The organism is Roseomonas sp. CECT 9278 (genome assembly GCF_918698155.1).
In the GTDB taxonomy this organism is placed as follows: domain Bacteria; phylum Pseudomonadota; class Alphaproteobacteria; order Acetobacterales; family Acetobacteraceae; genus Neoroseomonas.
The window spans coordinates 18,063-43,496 of sequence record NZ_CAKKLX010000003.1; the positions used below are offsets into that span (position 1 = coordinate 18,063).

The following is a 25,434-nucleotide window of genomic DNA, read 5'->3' on the forward strand; positions in this document are numbered from 1 at the left end:
GCCCCGCGCGGGGCCGTCTATTCCACCGTCACGCACTTCAAAAGCAGCCATGCCAGACACCTCGCCCGCCACCCCCGCCGAGGCCGACATCGCCGCGCTCCGCGCCGAGATCGATGCGCTCGACGATGCCATGCACGACCTGCTGATGAAGCGGTCCGCCGTCGTGGGGCGCCTGGCCGGCAGCCGTGCGAAGGGCGGCACCACCCCGCTGCGCCCGGGGCGCGAGGCCGCCGTGCTGCGCCGCCTGCTGGCGCGCCACACCGGGCCGCTGGCGCGCGAACGCCTGGTGCGGATCTGGCGCGAGATCTTCATGGCCAGCACCGCCATCCAGGGTGGGTTTTCCGTGGCCGTGCATGCGCCCAGCCCGCAATCGGGCCATGCGCGCCTGGCGCGCGAGCATTTTGGGCCGATCGCCGCGATCCGCGTGCACCCCACGCCGGCGCGGGCGCTGGCGGCGGTGACGGATGGCGAAGCCTCGGTCGCGGTGCTGCCGGCCCCGGCCGAACAGGAAGCCGGCGCGGGAAGTGCGTGGTGGGCGCGGCTGGAAGTGCCGAAGCTGCAGGTGGTGGCGCGGTTGCCCTTCGTCACCGAACCTGCCGGCAGCCCGGGCGCGCTGGTGGTGGCCCCGGTCGATCCCGATCCGTCGGGCGATGACCGCACGCTGCTGCTGCTGGAGGCCGAGGCCGGCGCGGCGCGCGGGCGGATCATCGCCGCGCTGGCCGAGGCCGGGCTGAAGGTGCCCTCGTTGATCGTCGCGCGCGTCGGCCAGGCCACGCTGGCCCTGGCCGAGGTCGAAGGCTTCCTGCGCGCCGATGATGCGCGCCTGTCCGCGCTGCCCTGGGCGCGGCGCACCATCCTCGGCGCCTATGCCGCGCCGGTCGCCGGAGACGCAGCATGAGCGTGATGCCTCGCCCCTCGATCCTGTCGGTCGAGCCCTATGTCGGTGGTGAATCCAAGATCCCGGGCGTGAACCGGATCGTGAAGCTGTCCTCCAACGAGGGCGCCTTCGGCCCGCCGCCGGGTGCCATCGTCGCCATCCAGGCGATGGCGGCCGAGGCGCATCGCTACCCCGATGGCGGCGCGAAGGCGATCCGCGAGGCGATCGGCGCGCGCTTTGGGCTGGACCCCGCGCGGATCGTGGTCGGCAACGGGTCGGATGAACTCATCGCGCTGCTCATCCTCGCCTATGGCGGGGAGGGGACCGAGCTGGTGATGAGCGCGCACGGCTTCCTGATGTACGACATCACCGGGCGCTGGGCGGGCTGCCGCATCATCAAGGTGCCGGAGCACAACCTGGCCGCCGATATCGACGGCATGCTGGCGGCGGTCGGGCCGCGCACGCGGCTGGTGTTCCTGGCCAACCCGAACAACCCGACCGGGTCGATCCTGCCGCAAAGCGAGGTGGACCGGCTGCGCGCCGGGCTGCGCGACGACATCCTGCTGGTGCTGGATAGCGCCTACGCCGAATACGTCACGCGCCCGGACTACGATGCGGGCGCCAGGCTGGTGGATGCCGGCGGACCTGGCGCGACCGTGATGACACGCACCTTCTCCAAGATTTTCGGGATGGGCGGGATGCGGCTCGGCTGGGCCTATGCCCCGGCACCCGTGATCGATGTGCTGTCGCGCGTGCGTGGGCCGTTCAACGTGAATGCCGCCGCGATGGCCGCGGGCATCGCGGCGCTGGCCGAGAAGGGCTGGATCGAACGCTCGGTCGCGCACAACACCGAATGGCGTGGTCGCGTGGCATCCGCGCTGGAAGCCGCCGGCATCAAGGTCTGGCCGAGCGAAGGCAATTTCCTGCTGGTGGATTTCGGCACGCCGGCGAAGGCGAAGGGCGCGGATGACGCGCTGAAGGCGCGCGGGCTCATCGTGCGCGCCATGGGCGGCTATGGGCTGCCGTCCTGCCTGCGCATCACGATCGGCACCGCCGAGGAATGCACCATGGTCATCGAGGCGCTGACCGCCTTCATGCATGGCTGAGCCGGTCTTCGAACGCCTGTGCCTGGTCGGCATCGGGCTGATCGGGTCGTCCATCGCGCGGGTGGCGCGTGCGCGCGGCGACCTGGCGCGCACGGTGGTGGCGACGGCGCGGCGGCCGGAGACGCTGGCACGCGTGCGCGAGCTCGGCATCGTCGATGTTGTGGAGGATGATCCGGCGCGCGCCGTGGCCGGCTGCGACGGGGTGATCCTGTGCGTGCCGGTCGGCGCCTATGCCGGGGTGATGGCGGTCATCGCGCCGCATCTGGCGCCGGGCTGCGTGCTGTCCGACGTGGGGTCCACCAAGGGCAGCGTGGTGCGCGACCTGACGCCGTTGATGCCGGCGGGTGTGCACCTGGTGCCGGCGCACCCGATGGCGGGCACCGAGCATTCCGGCCCGGATGCCGGCTTCGCGGAGCTGTTCGACGGGCGGTATTGCATCGTCACGCCGCTGCCGGGGTCGGATGCGGCGGCGGTCGAGAAAGTTCGAGAGTTCTGGCGCCGCTGCGGGTCGATGATCGAGACGCTGGACCCGGTCACGCACGATCGCGCGGTGGCGATCGTCTCCCACCTGCCGCACCTGATCGCCTTCACCATCTGCGGCACGGCGGATGACCTGGCGGAGGAGACGAAGGAGTCGGTGCTGAAATTCGCCGCCGCCGGCTTCCGCGACTTCACGCGCATCGCGGCGAGCGATGTCGACATGTGGCGCGACGTGTTCCTCAACAACCGCGAGGCGCTGCTGGAAATGCTGGCGCGGTTCAGCGAGGACGCGCACGCGCTGGGGCGCGCGGTGCGCTACGGGCAGGCGGAGTTCATCGAGGACCGCATCCGGCGCGGGCGGAAGATCCGCAGGGAGCTGATTGAGCGGAAGCAGGCATGAGCGCGGAAGACGCTCGCCTGTCACGACTGACAGCGCTGATCGACGGTTCGATCGATGAGCTCGATGTTGCAATACCCGCTTGGGAAACCTCTCGTCGGCCGGACGGTGATTCGGCGCTGATCTCCCGGATGAACGGCGCGCGGCTTGCCGCGCCATTTCAGGTTGTTCGTGAAGCGCTTCATGTGCAGGTCATCATGGCGCTTGCGCGGTTATGGGACGCTGACCGCAGGGATGGCGGCAGTATCGGATTCGAGCTCGTCTCGACGGAGTTACGGAAAGGCGATGTCCGAGCGGCTCTGCGGGAGCGTGCCGAGGCGGCATGTGCGCTCCGCCTCGCCGAGACAAGGGATGCGCGAACAGGACAGCTCTTATCGGTGTCTGATCCTGACCATCACGCGTGGCTCCGGCAACGGCTTCCGTCCGATATTGCGGCGGCGATCGCCGCACAGAACACACGGGTAGAGAAGTGGTGCACGACCTACACCCACTACCGGACGAACCGGATCCAATGCGCTCTCGCGGAACTGTGGACCCTGCGGAACAAGCGAGTAGGGCATCGGCAGCTTTCTGACCTTCAGACGCAGACGACGCGGACGTATCGCATCCACAATCTCGGGCGCATCCTTCGCGCATCGGAGTTGCTGACGGAAGGAGCCCTTCTCTGTGTGAAGGACGAGCATTACCGGTTCTCGGAAACGCATCGAATGTACGCCAGAGCGGCCGGAAGCTTTTGGTCTGCGTTGCCTAAAGGGAGTGACTCAAGATGACCGGCACCATGCTCGGTGTGCTTCTCGAGAATTACCACTCCAATACCGGCCCGCTCAGCCGCGCCATCATCGCCTCCCGCAGCCCCACCGCCAACGCCGCCGGCAACTGACTGAGGCTCGCATCATCCACCGGCAGGTTCGACAACGCCCCCGCCAGCAACCCCGCCACCGCCTCCCCCTGCAAGCGATCCCGCCCGCGCTTCTCCGGCTCGCGATCCTCTCGCTCCGCCAGCCAGAGCTTGTGCGCGGCGAAGAAGCGCGGGTCGGCGGCCACCATCCGCACCGGCAGCCCGCTCTCGGCAATCGCGACCGACGCGAAGCGCGGCGCTTCCACAAGCCATTGCAGCTTGCCGATCTCGACCGCTTCCAAGTCCTCAGCGGCAGTGCCCAGGCGCGCCCGTGGTGCGCGCCGGCGCAAATCGCGCGGCGCCGCGGTGATAAGGTCCACCATGAAGCCGTCACGGTTCACCGCGCGGAAATCGCCATCGCGGCGGATCGAGAAGCTGCGGTCCACTTTCCGCAACAGGCCGAGCAACCCTTCCGGCCGCAACTCCGCCGCCAGCGTCAGCGACCGCCGCGCATCCAGCGCCAGGTCCACATCCACCGTCGCCAGCAGCCCGGACCCGAACTGCACGCCGGCCGCTGCCTCGTAGACGAACAGCGCATTCGTCCCGACCACCGCGATGCGCGGGCCCAGCAACCCCTGCTCATCCAGCCGGCGCAACACCCGCGCGACCACGTTGGGCACACGCCCAAGTCGCAGCGCGACATTGACCGGCGCCATCCGTTCCAGCCGTTCGCGCAGCCCCTGCGCGAGGTCATCCGCACGCGCGCGGCCGGCGCGGAAGGCGGTCTCCATGGCCTCGGTCTCGGCCGATCGCGGGCCGAGGCTCTTCTCGACCTTGCCGCGCCGGCGATACAGGTAGTCCTTGCCGTGGATGGTCCGCCACGCCATGCTGCCGGCGAAGCGGCGCGAAAGCTCGCCTTCGGCCGCGCGCAGGGCTTCGAAGACCTGCCGGCAATCCACCGCCTGACGCGCCTGTTCGGCATCCAAGTTGTTGAAAACAGGCTGTTTAACCATGGCTGGGGCAGAATACGCTGTTCTGATGGGTAAATGCCACGATTTCCGCGCGTTAGGCGGATTTTGCGCCCTCGCGCGATAGGCTTGCGCCCGCCTCCGCCTTCAACACCTCCCCCGCCAGATACAGGCTCCCGCACACCAGCACCCGCCCGGGCGGTTCTTCGCGCCCGATCCGCCCCAACGCCGCCGCCACCGTCGGCCCCGGCCGCGCCACGCCGCCGCTCGCCGCGACAATATCCTCAACGCTCATCGCCAGGTGCTGCCCGGGTTCCGCCACCGCGGTCAGCGTCGTCGCGAAGGGGATCAGCGGCCGCAGGAATTCCTCGCTCGCCTTCCCCTTCTTCATCCCCACGACAAGATGCAACGGCCGGTCGCGCCACGTCGCGAGATGCGCCGCCAACGCCTCCCCCGCCCCCGCATTGTGCCCGCCATCCAGCCACAGCTCGAACCCGCCCGGCAGCATCGCCGCAAGCGCGCCCGTCAGCCGCTGCAACCGCGCCGGCCATTCGGCCGCAGCCACACCGCTCGCCACCGCCGCATCCGTCAGCCACGCCGGCCCCCACGCCCGCAGCGCCGTGATGGCGATCCCCGCATTCTCCGCCTGGTGCGGCCCCGGCAGCCCGGTCGGCGGCAGGTCGATCGACCCGCGCGCATCGGCATAGACCAGCCCGCCCTGCACCGCGTCGCAACGCCAATCCCGCCCGCGCATCAGCAGCGGCGCGGCGCTTTCCCCCGCCACGCGCGCCAGCACCTCGCGCGCCTCGGGCACATGCAGCCCGGTCGCACACGGCACGCCGCGCTTGATGATGCCGGCCTTCTCGAAGGCAATCGCCCCCAGCGTGTCGCCCAGGAAATCCATGTGGTCCATCGACAGCGACGCGATCGCCGTCGCCACCGGCCGGTCGATCACATTCGTCGCGTCGAACCGCCCACCCAGCCCCACTTCCAGCACCATCACATCCGCCGGCACGCGACTGAACAGCAGCAGCGCCGCGGCCGTGGTGATCTCAAACACCGTGATCGGCTCGCCGCCATTCGCCGCCTCGGTCTCCTCCAGCGCCGCCGTCAGGTCGGCATCCGACACCAGCGTTCCAGCCAACCGCACCCGCTCATGGAAATGCACCAGATGCGGGGAGGTGAAGACATGCGCGCGCTTCCCCGCCGCTTCCGTGATCGCGCGCAGGAAGGCGCAGGTGGACCCCTTCCCGTTCGTCCCCGCCACATGCACCACCGGCGGCAGGCGCCTCTCCGGGTTGCCCAGCGCATCCAACGCGCGCTGCATCCGCCCCAGGCTGAGGTCGATCAGCTTCGGATGCAGCGCGTGCAGGCGCTCGACGATCGCCTCGGCGCGGGACATGCGCTCAGGCCTGGGCTTGCGGGGCCGGGTCCTCGGGCGCGGGCAGGGCGGTCACTTCCTCGACGCTGACCTCCGGCTGGCGCAGCACCAGCGGCACGCGCAGCAGGCCGATCACGCGCGCAAGTGTGGCGCGCATCTCCCCGCGCTTCACCACCATGTCGAGGATGCCGTGCTCCAGCAGGTATTCCGCGCGCTGGAAGCCCTCGGGCAGTTTCTCGCGCACCGTCTGCTCGATCACGCGCGCACCGGCGAAGCCGATCATCGCCCCCGGCTCGGCGATGTGGATGTCGCCCAGCATGGCGAAGGATGCCGTGACACCGCCCGTCGTCGGGTCGCACATCACCACGATGTAGGGCAGCCCCGCTTCCTTCACGAGCCGCGTGGCGATCACCGTGCGCGGCATCTGCATCAGGCTGACGGCGCCTTCCTGCATGCGCGCCCCGCCCGATGCGGTGAAGATGATCAACGGGCTGTCCTGCAGCACAGCCAGCTTCGCGGCGGTGACGATCGCCTCGCCCACGCCGGGGCCCATCGAACCGCCCATGAAGGCGAATTCGAAGGCGGCGACCACGGCGCGCTGGCCCTCGATGGTGCCGTGGGCCACGGCCACCGCGTCATCCATCGCGGATTTCGCCTGCGCTTCCTTCAGCCGGTCCGTGTAGCGGCGCTGGTCGCGGAAGCGCAGCGGGTCGGCCGGGGCGCGCGGCAATTCGATGCGCGAGAAGCCCTCATCCAGCGTGCATTCCAGCCGGCGCGTGGCGGAGATCCGCATGTGGTGGCCGCAATGCGGGCAGACATTCAGCGCGGCATCGAGGTCGCGGCGGAAGATCATCTGCTCGCAGGCCGGGCATTTGTGCCAGAGGTTCTCCGGCACATCCCGCTTGAACAGGCCGGAGATCTTCGGCAGCGCCCAGTCGGAGATCCAGTTCATCGGTCCATGCCTTCAAGCGCCGGCCGCCGCGGCCCTTGAACCGGACCGCACGCCGCGCTGCCGCGTCGGGGCGCCTTATATGGGGTGCCGCGGTCCAGGACCATATCCGCGGGCGGTGTCCAGGAACGCCGAACGGCCGCCCCCGGAAGGAGGCGGCCGCCGACCAGCCCGGAATGCGCGCCCGGATCAGGCCAGGTCGAACCGATCCGCGTTCATCACCTTCACCCAGGCCGCCACGAAGTCACCGACGAACTTCCCGGCATTGTCGCCCTGGGCATAGACCTCGGCCAGCGCGCGCAGCTGGGAATTCGACCCGAACACCAGGTCCACCCGCGTGCCGGTCCAGGTCACCGTGCCGGTGGCGCGGTCGCGGCCCTGGAATTCCTCCGCACTTTCGTCGGTCGGCGACCAGGCGGTGCCCATGTCCAGCAGGTTCACGAAGAAGTCGTTCGTGAGCTGCCCGGGGCGCTTCGTCAGCACGCCATGCGGCGAGCCGTTGAAATTGCCGCCCAGCACGCGCATGCCGCCCACCAGCGCGGTCATCTCCGGCGCCGTCAGGCCCAGCAGCTGCGCCTTGTCCACCAGCTGCTCCTCGGCCGAGACCGTGAAGCGCGCGCGGCGGTAATTGCGGAAGCCATCGGCCTCCGGCTCCAGCGCATCGAACGACGCGGCGTCGGTCTGGTCCTGCGTGGCATCGGTGCGGCCCGGTGCGAAGGGCACCGTCACGCCGAAGCCGGCCGCCTTGGCCGCGGCCTCGATGGCCGCGCAGCCGCCCAGCACGATGATGTCGGCCAGCGACACCTGCTTGCCGGCGGTGGCGGACGCGTTGAACGCCGCCTGCACACCCTCCAGCGCCGCCAGCACGGTCGCGAGCTGCGCCGGCTGGTTCACTTCCCAATCCTTCTGCGGCGCCAGGCGGATGCGCGCGCCATTGGCGCCGCCCCGCTTGTCCGACCCGCGGAAGGTCGAGGCCGAGGCCCAGGCCGTCTGCACCAGCTGCGACACCGACAGCCCGGTCGCGAGGATCTGCGCCTTCAGCGCGGCAACATCGCCCGCGTCGATCAGCGCACCTGTCGCCGCCGGCACCGGGTCCTGCCAGATCAGGTCCTCGGCCGGCACGTCCGGACCGAGGTAACGGACCTTCGGCCCCATGTCGCGATGCGTCAGCTTGAACCAGGCGCGGGCGAAGGCATCGGCGAACTGGTCGGGGTTCTTGTGGAACCGCTCGCTGATCGCGCGATACGCCGGGTCCATCTTCATCGCCATGTCCGCCGTGGTCATCATCGGCGGGTGGCGCTTGGACGGGTCGTGCGCGTCCTCGACCAGCGTCCAGGCGGCGCGGTCCTTCGGGTGCCACTGCTGCGCGCCGGCGGGGGACTTGTGCAGCTCCCACTCATAGCCGAGCAGCATGTCGAAATAGCCCATGTCCCAGGTCGTGGGCTTGGGCTTCCAGGCACCCTCGATGCCGGAGGTGATGGCGTCGACGCCCTTGCCCGACTTCCAGGTGCTGAGCCAGCCCAGGCCCATCGCCTCCATCGGCGCGCCCTCGGGCTCGCGGCCGACCAGCGACGCATCGCCGGCGCCGTGCGCCTTGCCGAAGGTATGGCCGCCGGCGACCAGCGCGACGGTTTCCTCGTCGTTCATCGCCATGCGCGCGAAGGTCTCGCGGATGTCGCGGCCGGAGGCGACCGGGTCAGCGACGCCGTTCGGGCCTTCCGGGTTCACGTAGATCAGGCCCATCTGCACCGCGGCCAGCGGGTTCGCGAGCTCGCGGTCGCCGGTGTAGCGCTCATCGCCCAGCCAGGTCGTCTCGGCACCCCAGTAGATGTCGTCCTCGGGCTCCCAGATATCCACGCGGCCGCCGCCAAACCCAAACGGCTTGAGCCCCATGGATTCGATCGCGCAGTTGCCGGTCAGCACGAACAGGTCGGCCCAGGAGATGCGGTTGCCGTACTTCTGCTTGATCGGCCACAGCAGGCGGCGCGCCTTGTCCAGGTTCGCGTTGTCCGGCCAGGAATTCTCGGGCGCGAAGCGATGCGCGCCATTGCCGGCGCCACCGCGGCCATCCGCCGTGCGGTACGTGCCGGCCGCGTGCCAGGCCATGCGGATGAAGAACGGGCCGTAATGCCCGTAGTCGGCCGGCCACCAATCCTGGCTGACCTTCATCAGCGCCATGATGTCGGCCTTCAGCGTGTGCAGGTCGAGCTTCTTGAATTCCTCGGCGTAGCTGAAGCCCTCGCCCATCGGATTCGACTTGGCGGAGTGCTGCGCGAGGATGCGCAGGTTCAGCGCATTGGGCCACCAATCCTTGTTCGTGCGGGTGCTGAAGCGCGCCGCGACCGGGGTGCCGTGCATCACCGGGCACTTGCCGCCGGTGCCCGAGGTTCCGTCCATCATGCTGTCTCTCCGTTGCTGGCTGCGATGCCTGATCCCATCCGCGGGCGGGGAAGCGAACCCGGCGGCAGGCGAACCGGCATTCATCGTGGCCGGCTCCGTGGCGACGCGTGTCCCATGCCCGGCATGATTACGGAAGCCCCAAGTTTTGAAGATTGTGATAGACGGTGCCAATGATCGTGCCCGCGCCCGGGGTGCCTGCGCGCAGCTTGCGCCAGCGCCGCGTCCCGCCGCGCCCCGGCACGGCCCCGAAGGGGACAGGATGAACCTCCGCGACCTCCGCTACATGCTCGCCGTCGCCGAACACCGCCATTTCGGCCGCGCCGCCGAGGCCTGCCGCGTCAGCCAGCCGACGCTGTCCGTGCAGCTCCGCAAGCTGGAGGAATCGCTCGGCGTCGTGCTGTTCGAACGCAACAGCAAGCAGGTGGTGGCGACGCCCGTCTGCGAGGCGCTGCTCGCCCATGCCCGTGTCGCGCTGGCCGAGGTCGAGGCCATGTCGGCGCTGGCCAAGGCGCTGGCCGACCCGCTGCGTGGCCCGCTGCGGATCGGCGTGATCCCGACGCTCGGCCCCTACCTCCTGCCGCTGGTCTTCGCCCCGCTGCGCGAGGCGCTGCCCCACCTCGCCATCGAACCCTGGGAGGACGTGACCACCACGCTGGTCGAGAAGCTGCGCGCCCACGAGCTCGACGCCGCGCTGCTCGCAAGCGAACCGGACGGCGCCGACCTCGCCAGCCGCGCGCTGTTCACCGAACCCTTCATCGCCGCCCTGCCGCCCGACCATCCGCTGGCGGCGCGCGACAGCATCGCCGAGGCCGAGCTGTCCGCCGACGTGCTGGTGCTGGCCGATGGCCACTGCCTGCGCGACCAGGCGCTGGCCGCCTGCGGCCTGGCTGGGCCGCTCGGCGGCGCGCTGCGCGCATCGAGCCTGGCGACGCTGATCAACATGGTCGCCGCCGGCTACGGCACCACGCTGGTGCCGGGGCTGGCGGCCGGGGCGGCGCAGGATGCCGGCATCGTGCTGCGGCCGCTGGCGGCGCGCGCGTCGCGCACCATCCGCATCGTCTGGCGCGCCGCCTTCCCGCGCCGTGCCGCGGTGGAAGCCGTGGCGCGCGTGGTGGCCGAGCGCCTGGCCCCCTACGCCGCCGCCGCGGAACGTGAGGCGGCGGGGCTGGATCAACGCGCGGCGCGGGGCCAAGTGAAGCGGTCACGATGAGCCTCACCACCATCCCCCCCGACACCCACCTGCCCCCCGCCGCCCTGCGCGACCTGCGCGCGGCGTACGAGGCGCTGGAGAATCCATCGCTGGCCGCGCGCCTGGCCGGGCTGGCCGGCATGCCGATCGAAGCCCTGCGCGCGCGGCTGCCCACCGCGGTGCAGGGCGGGCTGGACGGCGCGGTGCGCGCCGCGCTGCAACTGGCGATCGGCACCGCCATGCGCTCCGGCCCGGCGGTCTCGCCGCTGCCCATCCCGTCATCCTGGTTCCATCGCGGCATGGCGGCGACGTCGGGGGCCATCGGCGGCGCCTTCGGGCTGGCCGGCACGCTGGTCGAACTGCCGGTCTCGACCACCATCCTGCTGCGCCAGGTCGCCGCCGTGGCGGGCGAGGAAGGCGAGGACCTCTCGGCCCCCGAGGCCGCATCCGAATGCCTGAAGGTCTTCGCGCTGGGCGGCACGACGGCGGCCGACGATGCCACCGAGAGCGGCTATTTCGCCGTGCGCATCGCCCTGGCCGAGGCGCTGAAGGGCGCGGTGGGCCGCACCATCGTGCCCGGCTTCGTGGCGGCGGTGGCGGCGCGCTTCGTCGGGCCGGTCGGGCTGAAGGTCACGGCGCAGGCCGCACCCATCCTGGGGGCGGCGGCCGGCGCGGCGGTCAACATCGCCTTCCTGGAACATTTCCGCGGCGTGGCGCGCGGGCATTTCACGCTGCGCCGGCTGGAACGCACCCATGGCGCGGCGCAGGTGCGCGCCGCCTGGGACGCGCTGGCGAACACGCGCGACGCGCCCTTCCTGGCACACTGACGCCGCGCAACGGCCTGTCAGGGACCGCCTGGGAATGCGCCGGGCGGCGCATTCCGCAGCCTGGCACCGGCAGTCTCACACGGTCTGTCAGAACGGCGGCGCGTCGTCGCGCGCCACCTGCAGCCCGGCGGCGTCGTGCAGCAGGCGCGCGGCGGCGTCGCGCGCCTCGCGCCAGCGCAAGGCTGCCGCCTCGGGCAGGATCACCAGCGCCGCCGGTCCCTCGACCACGCGCAGGTGCAGCGTGCAGGACCCGCCGATCCGGCAGCGCGCCAGCAGGCCTGGCCCGGCCAACAGGTAGTCCTCGGGCGACAGCCCCTCGCGCAGCACGACGCGCCGCGTGAGCGACGCCTCGGGCAGCATCGCCGCCAGCGCCGGGGCGGGGCCTTCTTGGTCGTCGAAGGCCAGTTGCCGGCACGCCACCAGGCCGCCGCGCGCCGGGTCCGGCGCGGCGCAGCCCAGCGCCACGCCGCGGCCCGGTTCGGCCGCGAGCACGGGCAGCGGCGCCTCCAGGCGCAGCCGCAGGATCGGCGGATCGGCCGGCGGGGCGCGCGGGTCGCGCGCGATCTCGAGCGAGCGCGGCACCTCCTCCGGCCCGCGGTAGCGGTCCTCCAGGCCGAGCCAGCCCTCGGGCACCACCAGCGTCACCGGCCAGGGGCCCGGCGCCGCGCGCATCGCATCGCCGGCGTGCGCCCCGCGCCAATAGGCGCCGGCGGCGCGGAACAGCGCGATCTCCTCGTGCAGCGCCAGGTTGCGCGCGGGCATCGTCAGCGGCCAGGCGGGGCCGATGATGATGGCGCCCGGCAGCCAGGCCAGCAGCGCCAGCACCGCGGCGCGCGGCAGCAAGGCCGGCCACGGGCGCCCCGCGGCGCGCCGCCAGGCGGTCAGCGCCGCATGCGGCATGCCCACCGCCACCAGGGGCGCCAGCAGCACCACGAGGCCACCGGCGCTGCCCGCGAGTGGCGCCACCTCGCGCCCGTATTCGTCGCGCTGCGCCAGCAGCGCCGGGATCAGCAGGGCATAGCCGGCCAGCACGCCGACCAGATGCGCCCAGCGCGGCGCGCCCGCCGCCGGCGCGGCATCGGCCGCATCGTAGCGCGCCATCACCCGCGCGATCACCAGGATGCCGGCCAGCCCGACCGGCAGCGCCGCCAGCCCGGCGGTCGCCACGCCCAGCAGCAGCGCCACCGCGAAGGTCAGCAGGCACAGCCCGGCCAGCGCCGCCGCACCGCGCAACGCACGGCGCAGCGATGCGAAGCTCAGCGCCTGCCAGGCCGCCAGGTACCAGGCCGGCAGCAGCCAGATCGGCGCCGTGTCGAGCAGGATGCCGCTGCGGTCGTGCAGCACCGGCTCGGGCCCGGCCACGAGGGCGTGCCAGCCCAGGACCCCGGCCGCCACCACCAGCGCGACCAGCCCCACCTGCAACGCGGACGCCGCGACGCTTGCCTTCATGGCGCCAGCCTACTACGCCGCTGGCCTGGCCACGCCGAAGCGCCGCACATGCCCGAAGCCCCGCCCGACATCCGCTACGTCGCGAAGAACATGCGCCTGGATCTCCGCCTGATCGCGGAGATGATCCCGCAGGGCGCGCGGCTGCTCGACATCGGCTGCGGCGACGGCGCGTTGATCGAACACCTGACGCGCGAGAAGCAGGCCGATGCCCGCGGCATCGAGATCAACATGGCGGAAGTCACGAAGGCGGTGTCCTCCGGCCTCGCGGTGATCCATGGCGATGCCGACAACGACCTCGCCTTCTACCCCGATGGCGGCTTCGACTACGTGGTGCTGTCGCGCACGCTGCAGGCGGTCGAGAAACCACGCGAGGTGCTGCGCCAGATGCTGCGCATCGGCGCCCATGCCATCGTGTCCTTCCCGAATTTCGGCCATTGGCAGCTGCGCTGGCGGTTGCTGACGCGCGGGCGCATGCCCGACACCGACACCTGGAACCGCCCCTGGTACGAAACGCCGAACATCCACCCCTGCACCATCCTCGACTTCCTGGCGCTGTGCGAGATGGACGGCTATCGCGTGGAGAAGTGGCTGGCGGTGGATGAGCGCGGGCGGAAGGCGCCATGGCGGCGCTCCGTGCGCCTGGCGAACCTGTTCGGCGAACAGGCGCTGTTCCAGCTGCGCCGCGCGACCTGACATCGCGCGCGCGGCGCGCTGACCTCCGGATGGATTGGCTTTGGCCGGTTCACCGGCAGGCCGCGAGCGCGGCGACGGCGCGCCGCGGCGCCGCGCGATTCAGTTGAGCGGCACGGCCACCGGCGGGCCGCGGCGCAGCCCGCGTTCGACCGCCGGCGCGACCTGTTGCCCGGTGATGAGTTGCGCCGCCAGCGCGGCATGCCGCGCCGCTTCGGCATCGCCCAGTCGACGGCATTCGGCCTCGACATAGGTGAGCATCATCACGATCGCGCTGCGGTCCGTACCTTCCGCTTCGGCCTGGGTTTCGAACGTCACATCATCCATCCGCGTCTCTCGGTGGTGGCAGCGCGCCCTGTCACAGTCAGGAGAGCCATGCGTCATCTTTAACGCTGCGCTGGCGGCAACCGACAGGGCTGTGACGGTTGTGCGGTGCTGATTGACGTCGTTTTCACGGCCCTCTCGCGCTACGCGCGGAAAGCGCAGCGCAACGCTTGCGTGGCGTTAATCCGTTTCGCCGACGCAGGTGCGGCGCACCGAGTCGACCCCATCGCAAGGGTAGATATCGAGCCCGATTCCACCCGCATCGCGACGCTGCGCGCCGCGCATGCACGCCAGGCCGCACGCGGGGGTTGCAGCCCACGCGCAAAGGCGCCGCGACGGCCGCGGTATCGTCGCCAAGGGCTCGCCCACCTTATCGAGCGACGACGCCACCGACACACCCTGCCACCGCATCGCGATGGCCGGCGGCGGCACGCCCTGCCCGACCCATCGCACCCGTCGCGGCGGGTCCGCCACGCGGCTCATCGTGCGCGCGATGCCGGCCAGGCGATCGGCGCGACGCGCATCAGCGGCACCCGCGCTACCGACACGCTGCCGTTGGCCAGCGCCACCGGCACCTCGACACGCGGCGGCCCGCCCTCCGGCGGCGTGCGCGCCAGCAGCGCCACCACGCCCTGGCCGGCGCGCGCCGCGCCGCCATCGATCAGCCCGGCCCCCGCCAGCGCCTCCAGCGCCGCCGGCGCGCCGGACATGCGCAGCGTGCCACGCCCCTGCGGCTGCAGCGCCGCGTCCAGCGCCAGCGACAACCGCGCATCGCCGGCCAGCGGGCCCCAGCGCAGGGCCAGCGCCGGCAGCTCGACCACCCCGCCGGCGTCGCGCCAGGCCGCCGCCATCACCGCCGGCGGGCCGGGCAGCGGCGGCGTGCCGGCCAGCAGCGCCTCGATCGACAGGTGCTCGACCTCGCGCCCGAAGGCGGCGGTCAGCGGCGAGGCCGGCGGCACCACGCCCTCGGCGCGCAGCGTGAGGCCGAGCACGGCCTCCGCCTCGGCGCCGGGCGGCGGCGCCGCGCCCCTGACCAGCACGATGCGCGCCGCGCGCAGTGCCAGCGGCCCGGCCGGCAGCAGCGTCTCCAGCCGGGCGACGTCGAGCTCGACGGCGGCCGGCACTGATCCCGCGGCCAGCGGCACCGACAGCGCGAAGCGGTCGGCCGCGAAGGGAATCGTCGCGCCGCCCAGGCTGAGCCATTGCGGCCCATCGAGCAGCACCACCAGCCGGTCGGGCTGTGCCGGCGAGATCTGCAGCACCACCCGCGCGGCCTGGTGCGCCATGCCGGCATGGCCGGCGCGGGCCGGCGACGCGACCTGCACATCCGCCATCGTCAGCCGCGCCGCGACGGGCCAGCCGCCGCGCGCCGGCGGGCCGTGCTCGATCGTCCAGCCCTCGGCGCGCCGCTGCGTCACCCAGTCCGACATGCCCACGGCGATGGCGCCGGTCGCCCAGTGCCAAGCCAGGCCATGCGCCGCGCCGCCCAGCAGCACGACCAGCAGCACGGCCGCCAGGGCGCGGCGGAGGTGGCGGCGGGCGGGGCGGGTCGGCTTGGCGTCGGTCACGGTGCCGGATATAGGACGTTTTCCGATCAGGCGGCACCGGCCCGCATCCCCACCCGACCACCCGCCGACCACATGTCGGACCGGATCGCCGGGCCGGGATGCGGGCCGGTGGCGCGCCCGACGGATGGAATGACGCCGCGCGGCGCCGCGGATGCGGAACCGCGACATGCTGCATGCACCGCCGGCGGATGGCGCCACGCAGCGAGAGCTGCTCGATGCCGACGGCCACCTCTATGTCTTTGCCTATGGGTCGCTGATCTGGCGGCCCGGCTTCAGCCATGCGCGGGCGCATCCGGCGCTGCTGCGCGGCTTCCATCGCCGCTTCTGCCTGTGGTCGCACCGCTACCGCGGCACGCCGGAACGGCCCGGCCTGGTGCTCGGCCTGGATCGCGGCGGCGCCTGCCGCGGGCTGGCCTTCGCGGTGCGCGGGGCGGAGGCGGCCGCGGTGCTCGCCTATCTCGATGACCGCGAGCTGCCGGACGGGGCCGAGCAGGTCTATCACCGGCGGATGCTGCCGCTGCGGCTGCTGGACAGCGGGCGGATGGTGCGCGCGGTCGCCTATGTCGCGAACCGCGGGTGCCGGCTGTATTGCGGGCGGCTGTCGCCCGAGCGGGCGGCGGCGGCGATCGCCGGCGGCCATGGCGCGATGGGCGCCAATCGCGACTACCTGCTGAACACGCTGCGGCACCTGCGCGCCATGGGCGTGCGCGATGCCGGGCTGGACCGCATCGCCGCCCTGCTGCCCGACGCCGCCGGGACGGAGATATCCACAAACTTCATTCCTGATTAACGGATCGCTCCGAATCAGGAGGTTGCGGGGCTCCGCTCCGTGTCCGAATCAGGAATGACAGTGGCGCCGTCCCCAGACTTGTCCACAGGCCGCGGCAGGCCGGTGAGGGTGGCCGTGGCGTCCTCGATGGCGGTCTCCAGCGCGGCCATCAGCGCGACGCGCGGCATCCCGGCCGGCAGCGGCGGCAGGATCGCGACATGGATGGTGCCCGGGCGCTTCTGGAAGGCGCGCCGGCCCCAGTACAGGCCGCTGTCGGTCGCCACCGGCACCACCGCCGCCCCCGCGGCGCCGGCCAGCGCGGCGACGCCGGGCTGGTAGGGCGCATGCTCGCCGGGCGCCGTGCGCGTGCCTTCGGGGAAGATCACGACCGGACGGCCGGCGGCGAGCGCGCCCTGCGCCGCGCGCACCATGCCGCGCAACGCCGAGGCCCCGGCGGCACGGTCGACCGAGATATGCCCGCAGCGCGTCGCCAGCCGCCCCCACAGCGGGATGTCCACCAGTTCCTGCTTCAGCACATAGACCGGGTCCCGCTCCTGCGGCCGCAGCGCGAGCCACACGATGGTGTCGAAGGCCGACTGGTGCTTGGCGGCGATGATCACCTTCCCGGCGGGAATGTTGGCCAGGCCCGTCACCTCCAGCCGGATGCCGCAGATCGCGCGCAGCGCCGCCACCATCAGCCGGGCGTAGTTGCGGATATAGGCCACCATCACCCGGGCGGGCAGCGGCAGCAGCAGCGTGCCGAACAGCACGGTCAGCACCGTGCCGCCAAGGAACACCAGGTTGAACAGCGCCGAGCGCAGCCAGGTCATGTCGCGTGAGTCTCCCGTCGCGGGACGAAGGCGCCCGAGAGCCCGGCCCAGGCCCCCAGGTAGCGGGCATACTCGCCCGCAAGCAATGCCCAGACCCGCGGGCGCCACAACGCGCCCGGCGCCCGCAGCGCGGCGGAGGGCACCGGATGCGCGACCAGCGGCATCCCGGGCATGGCGCGGCGGAGTTCCACCATGGCGCGCGGCATGTGGTAGCCGGCGGTGACGATGCGCAGCGAGCGCATCTCCTCGCTGCGCGCCCAGGCGGCGGCCTCGACCGCGTTGCCGCGGGTGGTGGCGGCGGCGTGGCCGACCGCGACGCGCCCGGCGAAGGGGGCGGGGTCGATGCCGGCGGCGCTGGCGATCTCGGCCAGGCCGGCTTCGGGATGCGCGCCGGAGATCAGCAGCCGGCGCGCCTGGCCCTCGGCGAGCAGGCGCAACCCGGTCGCGACGCGTTCCGAGCCGCCGGTCAGCACGACGATGCCGTCGGTCTCCCCCGGGGTTCGCATGACGGGTGCGATGGCGGCCTGCACGAAGGCGAGGAAGCCCAGCAGCAGGGCGAGCGGCACGGCCGCCAGGCTGGCCCGGACCACCCGGCGGCGCCAGCGGCGCGCGGGCGGAACGGGCTGTGCCGCGACGCGGAGGTCCCGGGCGGGGGCAGCGGTCGGCGCGCTGTCATGCGGGCCGGCCGGGGGCGCGCCGGGTGTGGCCGCGGCAGGCTGGGCGCGCGAGGGCGAAGGCGCCGGCAGCATGGGTTGCGGCACGCCCTGGTTCGGCGCGCCTTCCGGCACGCCCTGGTTCGGCTCGCCTTCCGGCACGCGCTGGTATGGCTCGCCTTCCGGCACGCCCTGTCTCGGCTCGCCTTCCGGCACGCCCTGTCTCGGCTCGCCTTCCGGCACGCGCTGGTATGGCTCGCCTTCCGGCACGCCCTGCCTCGGCACGCCGTCCGACGTCACGCTCATGGCAGGCGCCGCAGCCACAGCCGCACCGTCGCCTGGGTCGTGGTCCAGCCGACCAGCGCCGCCACCAGCGGGACCAGCGCCAGGTCGAGCCACGGCAGCCCCTGCCATTCCGCGGCACCCGCCAAGGGCCCGGCCACCGCCGCAAGGCCCGTGAGCGCCGGCAGCGCCACCAGCGTGCCGCCCGCCGCGCCGAGCGCCGCCAGCACGGCGACGCGCCGCGCGAAGCGCCCCGCCACGTCGGCATCCGTGGCACCGAGCCCATGCAGCACCAGCACCGCATCGCGCCGCGCCGACAACCCGGCGCGCACCGCGACCGCCACCACCGCCGCCGCGACACCCGCCACCAGCGCCAGCACCGCCAGCGCCACGCCCTCGACCGCGCGCGCCAGCGCCGCGAGATGCGCCACCCAGACGCCATGCGCCTCGGTCACCGCGCCAGGCACCTCGGCCGCCACGCGGTCGCCGATCCGCACCGGGTCGGCCGCGAGGTCGGCCAGGCGCAGCTCGATCACGCCCGGCAGCGGGACGTTGTGCGCGCCGCCCAGCCAGGGGCGCAGCAGCTCGGCCATGCGGGCGGGGTCGACCGGTTCGGCGGCGGCGACCTCGGGCATGGCGCGCAAGGCCGCCAGCGCGCGCGCCATGCGCTCCGCCGTGGGCTCGGGCACCTGGACGGTGACCGCGGCCTGCGCGCCGTCGCGCCATCGCTGGGCCAGGCGGTCGGCGCCGTCGCGCCCGGCCAGCGCCAAGGCCGCCAGCAAGGCCATGGCCGCGACCAGGCCGAGCAGCAGCCGGTCGGCCAGGGCGCGGCGGAGACCCAGCGGATCGCGCGCGAGGCGGCGGCGCGGTTCAGCCATCGGCAACCACCCGGCCGCCATCGAGGGTGAGCATCCGCGCCGGGTGGCGCGCCGGCAGGTCCTCCGAATGGGTCGCGACCACCACGGTGGTGCCGAGTCGGTTCATCTCGGCCAGCAGCGCGATGGTGCGCCGCGCCTGCAGGGCATCGAGCTCGGAGGTCGGCTCGTCCGCCACCAGCAGGGCGGGGCGCGTGACCACGGCGCGGGCGATGGTCAGGCGCTGCTGTTCGCCGCCGGAGAGTTCCTCCGGGCGGCGTTCCTCCTTGCCGGTCAGGCCGATCCAGTCGAGCAGGTCGGTCACGTCGCCGCGGATGGTGGATTCCGCGGTGCCCGCCAGGCGCAGCGGCAGCGCCACATTGTCCCAGGCCGAGAGATGCGTGAGCAGGCGGAATTCCTGGTGCACCACGCCGATGCGCCGGCGCAGCGGCGGCAGGTCGGCGCGGCGGGCGCGGGCGAGGGCGACGCCCAGCAGCTCGACCTCGCCCGTGGTCGGGCGCAGCGCGGCGTGCATCAGGCGCAGCACCGAGGTCTTGCCCGCGCCGGAGGGCCCGAGGATCCAGGTGAAGGATCCATCCCCCAGGGTGAAGGACAGGTCGCGCAGCACCGCGGCACCGGGCCGGCCGCGGGGATCGGGGTAGGCCAGGGCCACGCGGCTGAATCGGACCATCCCCCTTTTGTGCCTGCCCCGGCCCTGCACCTCAACCGCTGCTTGCCGAGCGGCGCGCGCCGGTTGATATGAATCGCATGCGGATCGCCTGCCCTTCCTGCGGCGCGGAGTACGAGGTGCCGGATCGGCTGCTGGCCGGCGCGGCCCGCACGCTGCGCTGTTCGCGCTGCGCGACGGATTTCGCGCTGCCGCGCGTCGCCGCGGCGCCACCGCCGCCATCGCCGCCATCGCCGCCGCCGCCGCCCCGCCCGCCGGAACCGGCGCCTGAACCAGCGCCCGAACCCGCCTCGGTGGCTGCGCCGCCCAAGCCGCCCGCGCCACCGTCCGCGCCACCCGCACGTGAGCGCGCGCCGGTGGCCAGCGCCGGGGCGGACCAGGTGGCGCTGCGCCGGGCCTGGATCGCGTCATTGGCGCTGGTCGCGGCCGGCGTGGTGGGGCTGGTGCTGTTCCGGGCGCAGGTCATGGCGGCCTGGCCGCCGGCGACGCGGCTTTTCGCGGTGCTCGGCCTGGCGTGAGCGGGGACTTTGCCGGCCCCAGAAAAGTTATGTTATAACATTTAGGCGTCAGAGCAGATCCCGGTCGGATGGACCCATCCGATCGGGTGAAGATGCTCGTGGAACCAATGCCCTGGAGACATTGAAGCGCGCCAAGGCGAGCGGAAATGGCTGCAGGCCGGAGCCGCCCGATGTCCCTCCTGTGCGAAGTCTTTCCCCCCGGGGCCGGGATGGTCCGCACGGTCGCCACCCCGCCCTGCGCGGCGGCCAGCACGGATCAGGCCGTATTGCTCGAGATCCTGCGGCGCGACGTCGCCCTGGCGCTGTGGCTGCGGCCCGAACCGGCCGGGTGGCGCAGGATGACCGCGCCGCTGCTGGCCGCCGCGCCCTTCCGCGCCGCCTGCGAGGATGCGCCGGAAGCTGCAGTGGATGGCGTGCTGGCGGCGCTGGGGCAGCCGGTGCCGGTGGCGCTGGCGGCCGACATGACGCGCCTGGCCGCGATGTTCGCCGCCATCAGCGGGCATGACCGGGTGCGGGTGCGGCTGGATGGCGTGGTGCATGATTCCTGCCGCCACTTCCACATCGATGCGATCGGGCTGCGCCTGCTGTGCACCTATCGGGGCGAGGGCACGCAATGGACCCTGTGCGGCCCGGACTGCCGCGCGCCGCACCAGGCGCCCGCCTGTGCCGTGGCTCTGCTGAAGGGCACGCGCCACGCCACGCCCGCGCCGGCGGGCTGCCTGCACCGGTCGCCACCGGTCTCGCGCCTGCCCGAGGACAAACGCGCGCGCATCCTGCTGTGCATCGACGAACCGGGGGTCTTCGCATGAGCGCGCAGGATGGGCGGCTGCCGGTGACGGTGCTCTCGGGCTTCCTGGGGGCGGGCAAGACCACGCTGCTGAACCATGTCCTGGCGAACCGCGAGGGCCGGCGCGTCGCGGTCATCGTCAACGACATGAGCGAGGTGAACATCGACGCGGCGCTGGTGGGCAATGCCGGCACGCTCTCGCGCACCGAGGAACGCCTGGTCGAGATGTCCAACGGCTGCATCTGCTGCACGCTGCGCGAGGACCTGATGGCCGAGGTGGCGAAGCTGGCCGCCGAAGGCCGCTTCGATGCGCTGCTGATCGAGAGCACGGGCATCAGCGAGCCCATGCCGGTGGCCGCGACCTTCGACTTCCGTACCGAGGAGGGGTTCAGCCTGGCGGATGTCGCGCGGCTGGACACCATGGTGACGGTGGTTGATGCGCAGGCCTGGCTGGCCGACTACGGCTCGGCGGATACGCTGGCGCGGCGCGGGCAGACGACAGGCGAGGAGGATACGCGGCTGCTGGTGGACCTGCTGGTCGAGCAGGTGGAATTCGCCGATGTGATCGTGCTGAACAAGGCGGACCTGGTGGCGGAGGATGAGCTGCGCCGGCTGGCCGGCATCATCGCCACCTTCAACCCGCGCGCCGAGATCGTGGCGAGCACGCGCGGCCAGGTGCCGCTGTCGCATGTGCTGGGGACCGGGCGCTTCGATTTCGGCCAGGCGCGCCAGGCGGCGGGCTGGGTGCAGGCGCTGTCCGGGCAGCATTTGCCGGAAAGCGAGGAATTCGGCATCCGGTCCTTCGTATGGCGGGCGCGGCGGCCGCTGCATCCGGCGCGGTTCAAGCGGCTGATCGAGGGCGACCTGCCAGGCGTGGTGCGGGCGAAGGGCTTCTTCTGGCTGGCGACCCGGCTCCCTTGGGCCGGGGAATGGCAATTGGCCGGGCGCGTGAGCCGGCATGAGGCGGCCGGCTTCTGGTGGGCCGCGCAGCCGCGCAGCCGCTGGCCGGATGACCCCGACTGGCGCGCCATGGTCGCCGGGCAGTGGCAGGAGCCCTGGGGCGACCGCCGGCAGGAGATCGTGTTCATCGGCGTGGAGGTGGACGAGGCCGCCCTGCGGCTGCAGCTGGAGGCCTGCCTGCTGACCGATGCCGAGATGGCCAAGGGTGCCAAGGCCTGGGCGAAGCTGCCCGACCCCTTCCCGGTCTGGCGCCAGGGGTGATGGGCCGGCGCGCTGCGCCGGGCGCGCCTTGGCGACGGACAGAAAAAGGAGGGGGTCCGGGGGAGTTCGTTCCCCCGGCCTTGCCTCTACGGCAGAAGAACGGTGCTGCCCGTGGTCTGCCGTGCCTCCAGCGCGCGATGCGCGTCGGCGGCATCCTTCAGCGCGAAGGTCTGGTTGACGCGGATCTGCACCGCGCCGGAGGCCACCACCTCGAACAGGTCGGTGGCGCGGGCGTTCAGGTCCTCGCGCTTCGCCGTGTAGGTCACGAGGGTGGGGCGCGTAACATAGAGCGACCCCTTGGCCGACAGGATACCGAGGTCGGGAATGGCGACCGGCCCCGAGGCATTGCCGTAGGAGACCATCATCCCGAAGGAGGCCAGGCAGTCGAGCGAGGTGTTGAAGGTGTCGCGCCCGACGCTGTCGAACACCACCGGGAGCATCGCGCCGCCGGTGATCTCCTTCACGCGGGCGGGGACGTCATCCTTCGTGAGCAGCGCGTGGGCGGCGCCATGGGCGCGGGCCAGCGCCGCCTTTTCCTCGGTGCTGACCACGCCGATCACGGTGGCGCCGATATGCTTGAGCCACTGGCACAGAATGAGGCCGACACCGCCGGCGGCGGCATGGACCAGCACGGTCTGGCCGGCCTGCACCGGGTAGCACTTCTTGATCAGGAAGGCGGCGGTCATGCCCTGGAGCATCATGGCCGCGCCCTGTTCGAAACCGATCGCGTCGGGCAGCTTCACGAGGCGGTCGGCCTTGATGCAGCGCGCCTGGGCATAGGCGCCGATCGGGCCGGTGGCGTAGGCGACGCGATCGCCCACGGCTACCTCGGTCACCCCTTCGCCGATCGCCTCGACGATGCCCGACCCCTCCATGCCGATGATCGCGGGCAGGGAGGGCGCCTTGTAGAGGCCGGTGCGGAAATAGACGTCGATGAAATTGAGGCCGACCGCCTTGTGGCGGACCAGCGCCTCGCCCGGCTTGGGGGATGGGAGGGGGATGTCCTCCCACACCAGTTTCTCGGGGCCGCCGGTCTCATGGATGCGGATGGCGTGGGTCATGAAGGGCGGGTCCGTCGCTGGGCCGGGGTCGTGGCGGCCGTGAACAGGGTGTCGGCCGCGGGCGCCACGCGCTCGAGGTCCAGGAGGTAGCGTTTGGTAGCCGCTCCCTCGCCCCCCGAATAGCCGCCGAGGGTACCATCGGCGGCCACCACGCGGTGGCAGGGAATCAGGATCGGGATCGGGTTGGCGCCATTGGCCTGGCCGATGGCGCGCGGCGCGCGGCAGCCGACCTGCCGGGCGATGTCGAGGTACGAGCGCGTCTGGCCCGCCGGAATGGTGCGCAGCGCATCCCAGACCTTGCGCCGGAAGGCCGTGCCATGGGGCGCGAGCGGCAGGTCGAAGCCGGTGCGGATGCCGTCGAAATAGTCCTGCAGTTGGTCGCGGGCGCGCAGCAGCAGGGGCGTGGCGTCCTGGTCGCGGCCACGGCCCCAGTCGAGGGCAACGATGGCGCCGTCCTCCTCGGACACGGTCAGGTCCCCGAGCGGGGTGTGCAGCGAAAGCTGGGGCATGGCCTGACGGGACAGACACCCGGAGGCGGGGGGCCGTCAAGCCATGCGGGTTGGAGGCCGCGCGGGGGGTCGCTACATGGTGCCCATGCCCGCTGCCGGAGTTGCCCGCGTGACCGATGCCGATCCGCCACCCTTCTATGCCGCGCATGTCTTCGTCTGCACCAACCGCCGGCAGGACGGGCACCCACGTGGCTGTTGCGCCGCCAGCGGCAGCGAGAAGCTGCGCGACTACATGAAGGCCCGCGCGAAGGAGCTGAAGATCCCCGATATCCGCGTGAACACCGCCGGCTGCCTGGAACGCTGCGAGTTCGGCCCGGCCATGGTGATCTATCCCGACGGGGTCTGGTACCGCCCGCGGACCGCCGAGGATGTCGAGGAGATCCTGCAGGTGCATGTGATCGGTGGCGGGCGGGTGCGGCGGCTGATGCTAACCGAGACGGACGTGCCGCCGCCGAAGGGCTGAGCGGTGTTTCACGTGAAACCTCCGGCGTGAACGGCACCGACACGATTTTCGCCCTCGCGAGCGGCGCGGGGCGGGGCGCGATCGCCGTGCTGCGGCTGTCCGGCCCCGCCAGCGGACCGATCCTTGACGCGATCGCCGGCGCCCGGCCGGCGCCGCGCCACGCCAGCCTGCGGCGGCTGCGCGCCACTGCAGGGCAGGAGGCGCTGGACCATGCGCTGGTGACCTGGTTCCCCGGCCCAGGGTCCTACACCGGCGAGGACAGCGCCGAGCTGCACCTACATGGTGGGCCCGCGGTGATCGCCGCCGTCGCCGGCGCGCTCGCGGCCCTGGGCGCCAGGCCGGCGGAACCGGGGGAGTTCACCCGCCGCGCCTTCCTCAACGGACGCATGGACCTGACCGCCGCCGAGGGCATCGCCGACCTGATCGCCGCCGAGACCGAGGCGCAACGACGCCAGGCGCTGCGGCAGGCGGATGGCGCCCTGGCGCGCCTGCTCGGCGGCTGGGCGGCGCGGCTGGCGCGGCTGCTTGCGCACCAGGAAGCCGCCATCGAGTTCGCCGAGGACGATCTGCCCAGCGACCTCGGCGACCAGGCTCGGGCCGGGGCGGCATCGCTGCGCCAGGAAATCGCCACGCACCTGGCCGATGGCGGGCAGGGCGAACGGCTGCGGGACGGCGTGGTGGTCGCCATCCTCGGCGCGCCGAATGCGGGCAAGTCGTCATTGCTGAACGCCCTGGCGGGGCGGGAGGCGGCGATCGTCTCGGCGCGGGCAGGAACGACACGGGACGTGGTCGAGGTCCGGCTGGTCCTCGCCGGGGTCCCGGTGACCCTCGCGGACACGGCAGGGCTGCGCGACGCCGCGGACGAGGTCGAGCAGGAAGGCATTCGCCGGGCGCGGCGGCGGGCCGAGGAAGCCGACCTGGTGATCGCAGTCTTCGCCGCCGACGTCGCACCGGACCCGGCGACGCTCGCCTGGGTCACCCCCGGGGCGCTGGTGCTCGTGAACAAGGTGGATCTCGCGCCGGCACAAGGGACGATCGGCGGCACGGCGCCGCTCGCGATCTCGGCCAGCACGGGGATCGGGATGGAGGCGCTGCGCGGGCGGCTGGAAGCCGAGGCGGTGCGCCTGGCCGGTACGGGGGACGCAGCCCTGCTGACGCGCCCGCGACACCGCGCCGCGCTGACCGAGGCGGCGGCCTGGCTGGCCGAGGCGGAAGCTGCGGTGCTGCCCGAGCTGGTCTCGGAAGCGCTGCGGGCAGCGCTGCGGGCGCTGGGCCGGCTGAGCGGGCGCGTCGGGGTCGAGGACATCCTGGACCTGGTCTTCGCGGAATTCTGCATCGGCAAGTGAGCGTCGGGTT

26 protein-coding genes are annotated in these 25,434 nt (G+C 72.6%); 13 read left to right on the forward strand and 13 right to left on the reverse strand.

Annotation, left to right across the window (positions count from 1 at the left end; translation table 11 throughout):
• Positions 1–49: 49 nt before the first annotated feature.
• From LQ222_RS02675 to LQ222_RS02690, 4 genes are read left to right on the forward strand one after another with little or no spacing between them, the layout of a single operon-like run.
• Positions 50–898: a chorismate mutase gene (locus LQ222_RS02675; RefSeq protein ID WP_230164304.1), complete on the forward strand. Its 849-nt coding sequence runs from the start codon at positions 50–52 to the stop codon at positions 896–898.
• Entirely contained in the window at positions 895–1,983 is a 1,089-nt protein-coding gene (gene hisC, locus LQ222_RS02680; RefSeq protein WP_230164305.1) for a histidinol-phosphate transaminase, read from the forward strand. Before LQ222_RS02675 ends, hisC begins: the two co-directional genes overlap by 4 nt.
• Positions 1,976–2,863 carry a prephenate/arogenate dehydrogenase family protein gene (locus tag LQ222_RS02685; RefSeq protein ID WP_230164306.1) on the forward strand — a complete coding sequence of 296 codons (888 nt, stop codon included), beginning with the start codon at positions 1,976–1,978 and terminating at the stop codon, positions 2,861–2,863. Before hisC ends, LQ222_RS02685 begins: the two co-directional genes overlap by 8 nt.
• Complete coding sequence (locus tag LQ222_RS02690) at positions 2,860–3,630, forward strand: hypothetical protein (protein WP_230164307.1); 771 nt, start codon at positions 2,860–2,862, stop codon at positions 3,628–3,630. Before LQ222_RS02685 ends, LQ222_RS02690 begins: the two co-directional genes overlap by 4 nt.
• A 31-nt stretch (positions 3,631–3,661) precedes the next feature.
• On the opposite strand, the gene LQ222_RS02695 is transcribed toward LQ222_RS02690, so the two are convergent.
• The 4 genes from LQ222_RS02695 to katG all read right to left on the reverse strand — a co-directional run bounded on the left by LQ222_RS02695 (position 3,662) and on the right by katG (position 9,393).
• Positions 3,662–4,711 carry a GSU2403 family nucleotidyltransferase fold protein gene (locus LQ222_RS02695; protein ID WP_230164308.1) on the reverse strand — a complete coding sequence of 350 codons (1,050 nt, stop codon included), beginning with the start codon at positions 4,709–4,711 and terminating at the stop codon, positions 3,662–3,664.
• Between the two features lie 52 nt (positions 4,712–4,763).
• Positions 4,764–6,068: a folylpolyglutamate synthase/dihydrofolate synthase family protein gene (locus tag LQ222_RS02700; protein ID WP_230164309.1), complete on the reverse strand. Its 1,305-nt coding sequence runs from the start codon at positions 6,066–6,068 to the stop codon at positions 4,764–4,766.
• Positions 6,069–6,072: 4 nt separating this feature from the next.
• On the reverse strand, positions 6,073–6,999 hold the full coding sequence (gene accD, locus LQ222_RS02705; protein ID WP_230164310.1) for an acetyl-CoA carboxylase, carboxyltransferase subunit beta: 927 nt from the start codon (positions 6,997–6,999) through the stop codon (positions 6,073–6,075).
• 186 nt (positions 7,000–7,185) lie between these two features.
• Entirely contained in the window at positions 7,186–9,393 is a 2,208-nt protein-coding gene (gene katG, locus LQ222_RS02710; protein WP_374202148.1) for a catalase/peroxidase HPI, read from the reverse strand.
• Between the two features lie 262 nt (positions 9,394–9,655).
• On the opposite strand from katG, the gene LQ222_RS02715 reads away from it, so the two are divergent.
• Both LQ222_RS02715 and LQ222_RS02720 read left to right on the forward strand, forming a co-directional pair.
• A complete protein-coding gene (locus tag LQ222_RS02715; RefSeq protein ID WP_230164311.1) occupies positions 9,656–10,606 on the forward strand; it encodes a LysR substrate-binding domain-containing protein in 951 nt (316 codons plus the stop codon).
• Complete coding sequence (locus tag LQ222_RS02720) at positions 10,603–11,412, forward strand: EcsC family protein (protein ID WP_230164312.1); 810 nt, start codon at positions 10,603–10,605, stop codon at positions 11,410–11,412. The genes LQ222_RS02715 and LQ222_RS02720 overlap by 4 nt, the downstream gene beginning before the upstream one ends.
• An 87-nt stretch (positions 11,413–11,499) precedes the next feature.
• Here LQ222_RS02720 and LQ222_RS02725 read toward each other — a convergent pair whose 3' ends face one another.
• A complete protein-coding gene (locus tag LQ222_RS02725) occupies positions 11,500–12,861 on the reverse strand; it encodes a hypothetical protein (protein ID WP_230164313.1) in 1,362 nt (453 codons plus the stop codon).
• Between the two features lie 90 nt (positions 12,862–12,951).
• On the opposite strand from LQ222_RS02725, the gene metW reads away from it, so the two are divergent.
• Entirely contained in the window at positions 12,952–13,554 is a 603-nt protein-coding gene (gene metW / locus LQ222_RS02730) for a methionine biosynthesis protein MetW (RefSeq protein ID WP_230164548.1), read from the forward strand.
• A 99-nt stretch (positions 13,555–13,653) separates the two neighbouring features.
• Here the strand turns inward: metW and LQ222_RS02735 are convergent, their stop codons facing one another.
• Both LQ222_RS02735 and LQ222_RS02740 read right to left on the reverse strand, forming a co-directional pair.
• Complete coding sequence (locus tag LQ222_RS02735) at positions 13,654–13,878, reverse strand: hypothetical protein (RefSeq protein WP_230164314.1); 225 nt, start codon at positions 13,876–13,878, stop codon at positions 13,654–13,656.
• Between the two features lie 476 nt (positions 13,879–14,354).
• Complete coding sequence (locus tag LQ222_RS02740; RefSeq protein ID WP_230164315.1) at positions 14,355–15,443, reverse strand: DUF2125 domain-containing protein; 1,089 nt, start codon at positions 15,441–15,443, stop codon at positions 14,355–14,357.
• A gap of 166 nt (positions 15,444–15,609) precedes the next feature.
• Between LQ222_RS02740 and LQ222_RS02745 the strand changes: the two genes are divergently transcribed.
• On the forward strand, positions 15,610–16,233 hold the full coding sequence (locus LQ222_RS02745; protein ID WP_230164316.1) for a gamma-glutamylcyclotransferase: 624 nt from the start codon (positions 15,610–15,612) through the stop codon (positions 16,231–16,233).
• A 14-nt stretch (positions 16,234–16,247) separates the two neighbouring features.
• On the opposite strand, the gene LQ222_RS02750 is transcribed toward LQ222_RS02745, so the two are convergent.
• The 4 genes from LQ222_RS02750 to LQ222_RS02765 are packed head-to-tail and all read right to left on the reverse strand — an operon-like array spanning position 16,248 to position 19,522.
• The gene (locus LQ222_RS02750) at positions 16,248–17,042 is read right to left on the reverse strand and encodes a 1-acyl-sn-glycerol-3-phosphate acyltransferase (RefSeq protein ID WP_230164317.1); all 795 of its coding nucleotides are present in this window, start codon (positions 17,040–17,042) and stop codon (positions 16,248–16,250) included.
• Entirely contained in the window at positions 17,039–18,001 is a 963-nt protein-coding gene (locus tag LQ222_RS02755; RefSeq protein WP_230164318.1) for a YdcF family protein, read from the reverse strand. Before LQ222_RS02755 ends, LQ222_RS02750 begins: the two co-directional genes overlap by 4 nt.
• A complete protein-coding gene (locus LQ222_RS02760; protein ID WP_230164319.1) occupies positions 17,998–18,855 on the reverse strand; it encodes a cell division protein FtsX in 858 nt (285 codons plus the stop codon). The genes LQ222_RS02755 and LQ222_RS02760 overlap by 4 nt, the downstream gene beginning before the upstream one ends.
• Complete coding sequence (locus LQ222_RS02765; RefSeq protein WP_230164321.1) at positions 18,848–19,522, reverse strand: cell division ATP-binding protein FtsE; 675 nt, start codon at positions 19,520–19,522, stop codon at positions 18,848–18,850. The genes LQ222_RS02760 and LQ222_RS02765 overlap by 8 nt, the downstream gene beginning before the upstream one ends.
• Positions 19,523–19,599: 77 nt before the next feature.
• Between LQ222_RS02765 and LQ222_RS02770 the strand changes: the two genes are divergently transcribed.
• The 3 genes from LQ222_RS02770 to zigA all read left to right on the forward strand — a co-directional run bounded on the left by LQ222_RS02770 (position 19,600) and on the right by zigA (position 22,045).
• Positions 19,600–20,037 (forward strand): zinc-ribbon domain-containing protein, encoded by a 438-nt coding sequence (locus tag LQ222_RS02770; RefSeq protein ID WP_230164323.1) that lies wholly within the window; start codon positions 19,600–19,602, stop codon positions 20,035–20,037.
• Positions 20,038–20,207: 170 nt separating this feature from the next.
• Positions 20,208–20,846, forward strand: coding sequence for a DUF1826 domain-containing protein (locus LQ222_RS02775; RefSeq protein WP_230164325.1), 639 nt, complete (start codon positions 20,208–20,210; stop codon positions 20,844–20,846).
• A complete protein-coding gene (gene zigA, locus LQ222_RS02780; RefSeq protein ID WP_230164326.1) occupies positions 20,843–22,045 on the forward strand; it encodes a zinc metallochaperone GTPase ZigA in 1,203 nt (400 codons plus the stop codon). The genes LQ222_RS02775 and zigA overlap by 4 nt, the downstream gene beginning before the upstream one ends.
• Positions 22,046–22,131: 86 nt before the next feature.
• On the opposite strand, the gene LQ222_RS02785 is transcribed toward zigA, so the two are convergent.
• Both LQ222_RS02785 and LQ222_RS02790 read right to left on the reverse strand, forming a co-directional pair.
• A complete protein-coding gene (locus LQ222_RS02785) occupies positions 22,132–23,106 on the reverse strand; it encodes a quinone oxidoreductase (RefSeq protein WP_230164328.1) in 975 nt (324 codons plus the stop codon).
• Entirely contained in the window at positions 23,103–23,615 is a 513-nt protein-coding gene (locus LQ222_RS02790) for a methylated-DNA--[protein]-cysteine S-methyltransferase (protein WP_230164330.1), read from the reverse strand. The genes LQ222_RS02785 and LQ222_RS02790 overlap by 4 nt, the downstream gene beginning before the upstream one ends.
• Before the next feature lie 85 nt (positions 23,616–23,700).
• Between LQ222_RS02790 and LQ222_RS02795 the strand changes: the two genes are divergently transcribed.
• Together LQ222_RS02795 and mnmE are read left to right on the forward strand one after the other, a co-directional pair.
• Complete coding sequence (locus tag LQ222_RS02795) at positions 23,701–24,078, forward strand: ferredoxin (RefSeq protein ID WP_374202146.1); 378 nt, start codon at positions 23,701–23,703, stop codon at positions 24,076–24,078.
• 26 nt (positions 24,079–24,104) lie between these two features.
• Positions 24,105–25,424, forward strand: a complete 1,320-nt coding sequence (gene mnmE / locus LQ222_RS02800; RefSeq protein WP_230164332.1) for a tRNA uridine-5-carboxymethylaminomethyl(34) synthesis GTPase MnmE — start codon at positions 24,105–24,107, stop codon at positions 25,422–25,424.
• The last annotated feature ends 10 nt before the right edge of the window (positions 25,425–25,434 follow it).

Bases quoted from the DNA above. Each gene is read 5' to 3' on its own strand.
- LQ222_RS02720 (WP_230164312.1), top strand. From the start codon at position 10,603: ATGAGCCTCACCACCATCCCCCCCGACACCCACCTGCCCCCCGCCGCC.
- LQ222_RS02695 (WP_230164308.1), bottom strand. From the start codon at position 4,711: ATGGTTAAACAGCCTGTTTTCAACAACTTGGATGCCGAACAGGCGCGT.
- LQ222_RS02745 (WP_230164316.1), top strand. From the start codon at position 15,610: ATGCTGCATGCACCGCCGGCGGATGGCGCCACGCAGCGAGAGCTGCTC.
- LQ222_RS02685 (WP_230164306.1), top strand. From the start codon at position 1,976: ATGGCTGAGCCGGTCTTCGAACGCCTGTGCCTGGTCGGCATCGGGCTG.
- LQ222_RS02775 (WP_230164325.1), top strand. From the start codon at position 20,208: ATGTCCCTCCTGTGCGAAGTCTTTCCCCCCGGGGCCGGGATGGTCCGC.
- LQ222_RS02790 (WP_230164330.1), bottom strand. From the start codon at position 23,615: ATGCCCCAGCTTTCGCTGCACACCCCGCTCGGGGACCTGACCGTGTCC.
- LQ222_RS02735 (WP_230164314.1), bottom strand. From the start codon at position 13,878: ATGGATGATGTGACGTTCGAAACCCAGGCCGAAGCGGAAGGTACGGAC.
- LQ222_RS02675 (WP_230164304.1), top strand. From the start codon at position 50: ATGCCAGACACCTCGCCCGCCACCCCCGCCGAGGCCGACATCGCCGCG.
- LQ222_RS02725 (WP_230164313.1), bottom strand. From the start codon at position 12,861: ATGAAGGCAAGCGTCGCGGCGTCCGCGTTGCAGGTGGGGCTGGTCGCG.
- LQ222_RS02715 (WP_230164311.1), top strand. From the start codon at position 9,656: ATGAACCTCCGCGACCTCCGCTACATGCTCGCCGTCGCCGAACACCGC.
- LQ222_RS02750 (WP_230164317.1), bottom strand. From the start codon at position 17,042: ATGACCTGGCTGCGCTCGGCGCTGTTCAACCTGGTGTTCCTTGGCGGC.
- accD (WP_230164310.1), bottom strand. From the start codon at position 6,999: ATGAACTGGATCTCCGACTGGGCGCTGCCGAAGATCTCCGGCCTGTTC.
- LQ222_RS02760 (WP_230164319.1), bottom strand. From the start codon at position 18,855: ATGGCTGAACCGCGCCGCCGCCTCGCGCGCGATCCGCTGGGTCTCCGC.
- LQ222_RS02795 (WP_374202146.1), top strand. From the start codon at position 23,701: ATGCCCGCTGCCGGAGTTGCCCGCGTGACCGATGCCGATCCGCCACCC.
- zigA (WP_230164326.1), top strand. From the start codon at position 20,843: ATGAGCGCGCAGGATGGGCGGCTGCCGGTGACGGTGCTCTCGGGCTTC.
- hisC (WP_230164305.1), top strand. From the start codon at position 895: ATGAGCGTGATGCCTCGCCCCTCGATCCTGTCGGTCGAGCCCTATGTC.
- LQ222_RS02755 (WP_230164318.1), bottom strand. From the start codon at position 18,001: ATGAGCGTGACGTCGGACGGCGTGCCGAGGCAGGGCGTGCCGGAAGGC.
- LQ222_RS02765 (WP_230164321.1), bottom strand. From the start codon at position 19,522: ATGGTCCGATTCAGCCGCGTGGCCCTGGCCTACCCCGATCCCCGCGGC.
- LQ222_RS02770 (WP_230164323.1), top strand. From the start codon at position 19,600: ATGCGGATCGCCTGCCCTTCCTGCGGCGCGGAGTACGAGGTGCCGGAT.
- metW (WP_230164548.1), top strand. From the start codon at position 12,952: ATGCGCCTGGATCTCCGCCTGATCGCGGAGATGATCCCGCAGGGCGCG.
- katG (WP_374202148.1), bottom strand. From the start codon at position 9,393: ATGGACGGAACCTCGGGCACCGGCGGCAAGTGCCCGGTGATGCACGGC.
- LQ222_RS02785 (WP_230164328.1), bottom strand. From the start codon at position 23,106: ATGACCCACGCCATCCGCATCCATGAGACCGGCGGCCCCGAGAAACTG.
- LQ222_RS02690 (WP_230164307.1), top strand. From the start codon at position 2,860: ATGAGCGCGGAAGACGCTCGCCTGTCACGACTGACAGCGCTGATCGAC.
- LQ222_RS02700 (WP_230164309.1), bottom strand. From the start codon at position 6,068: ATGTCCCGCGCCGAGGCGATCGTCGAGCGCCTGCACGCGCTGCATCCG.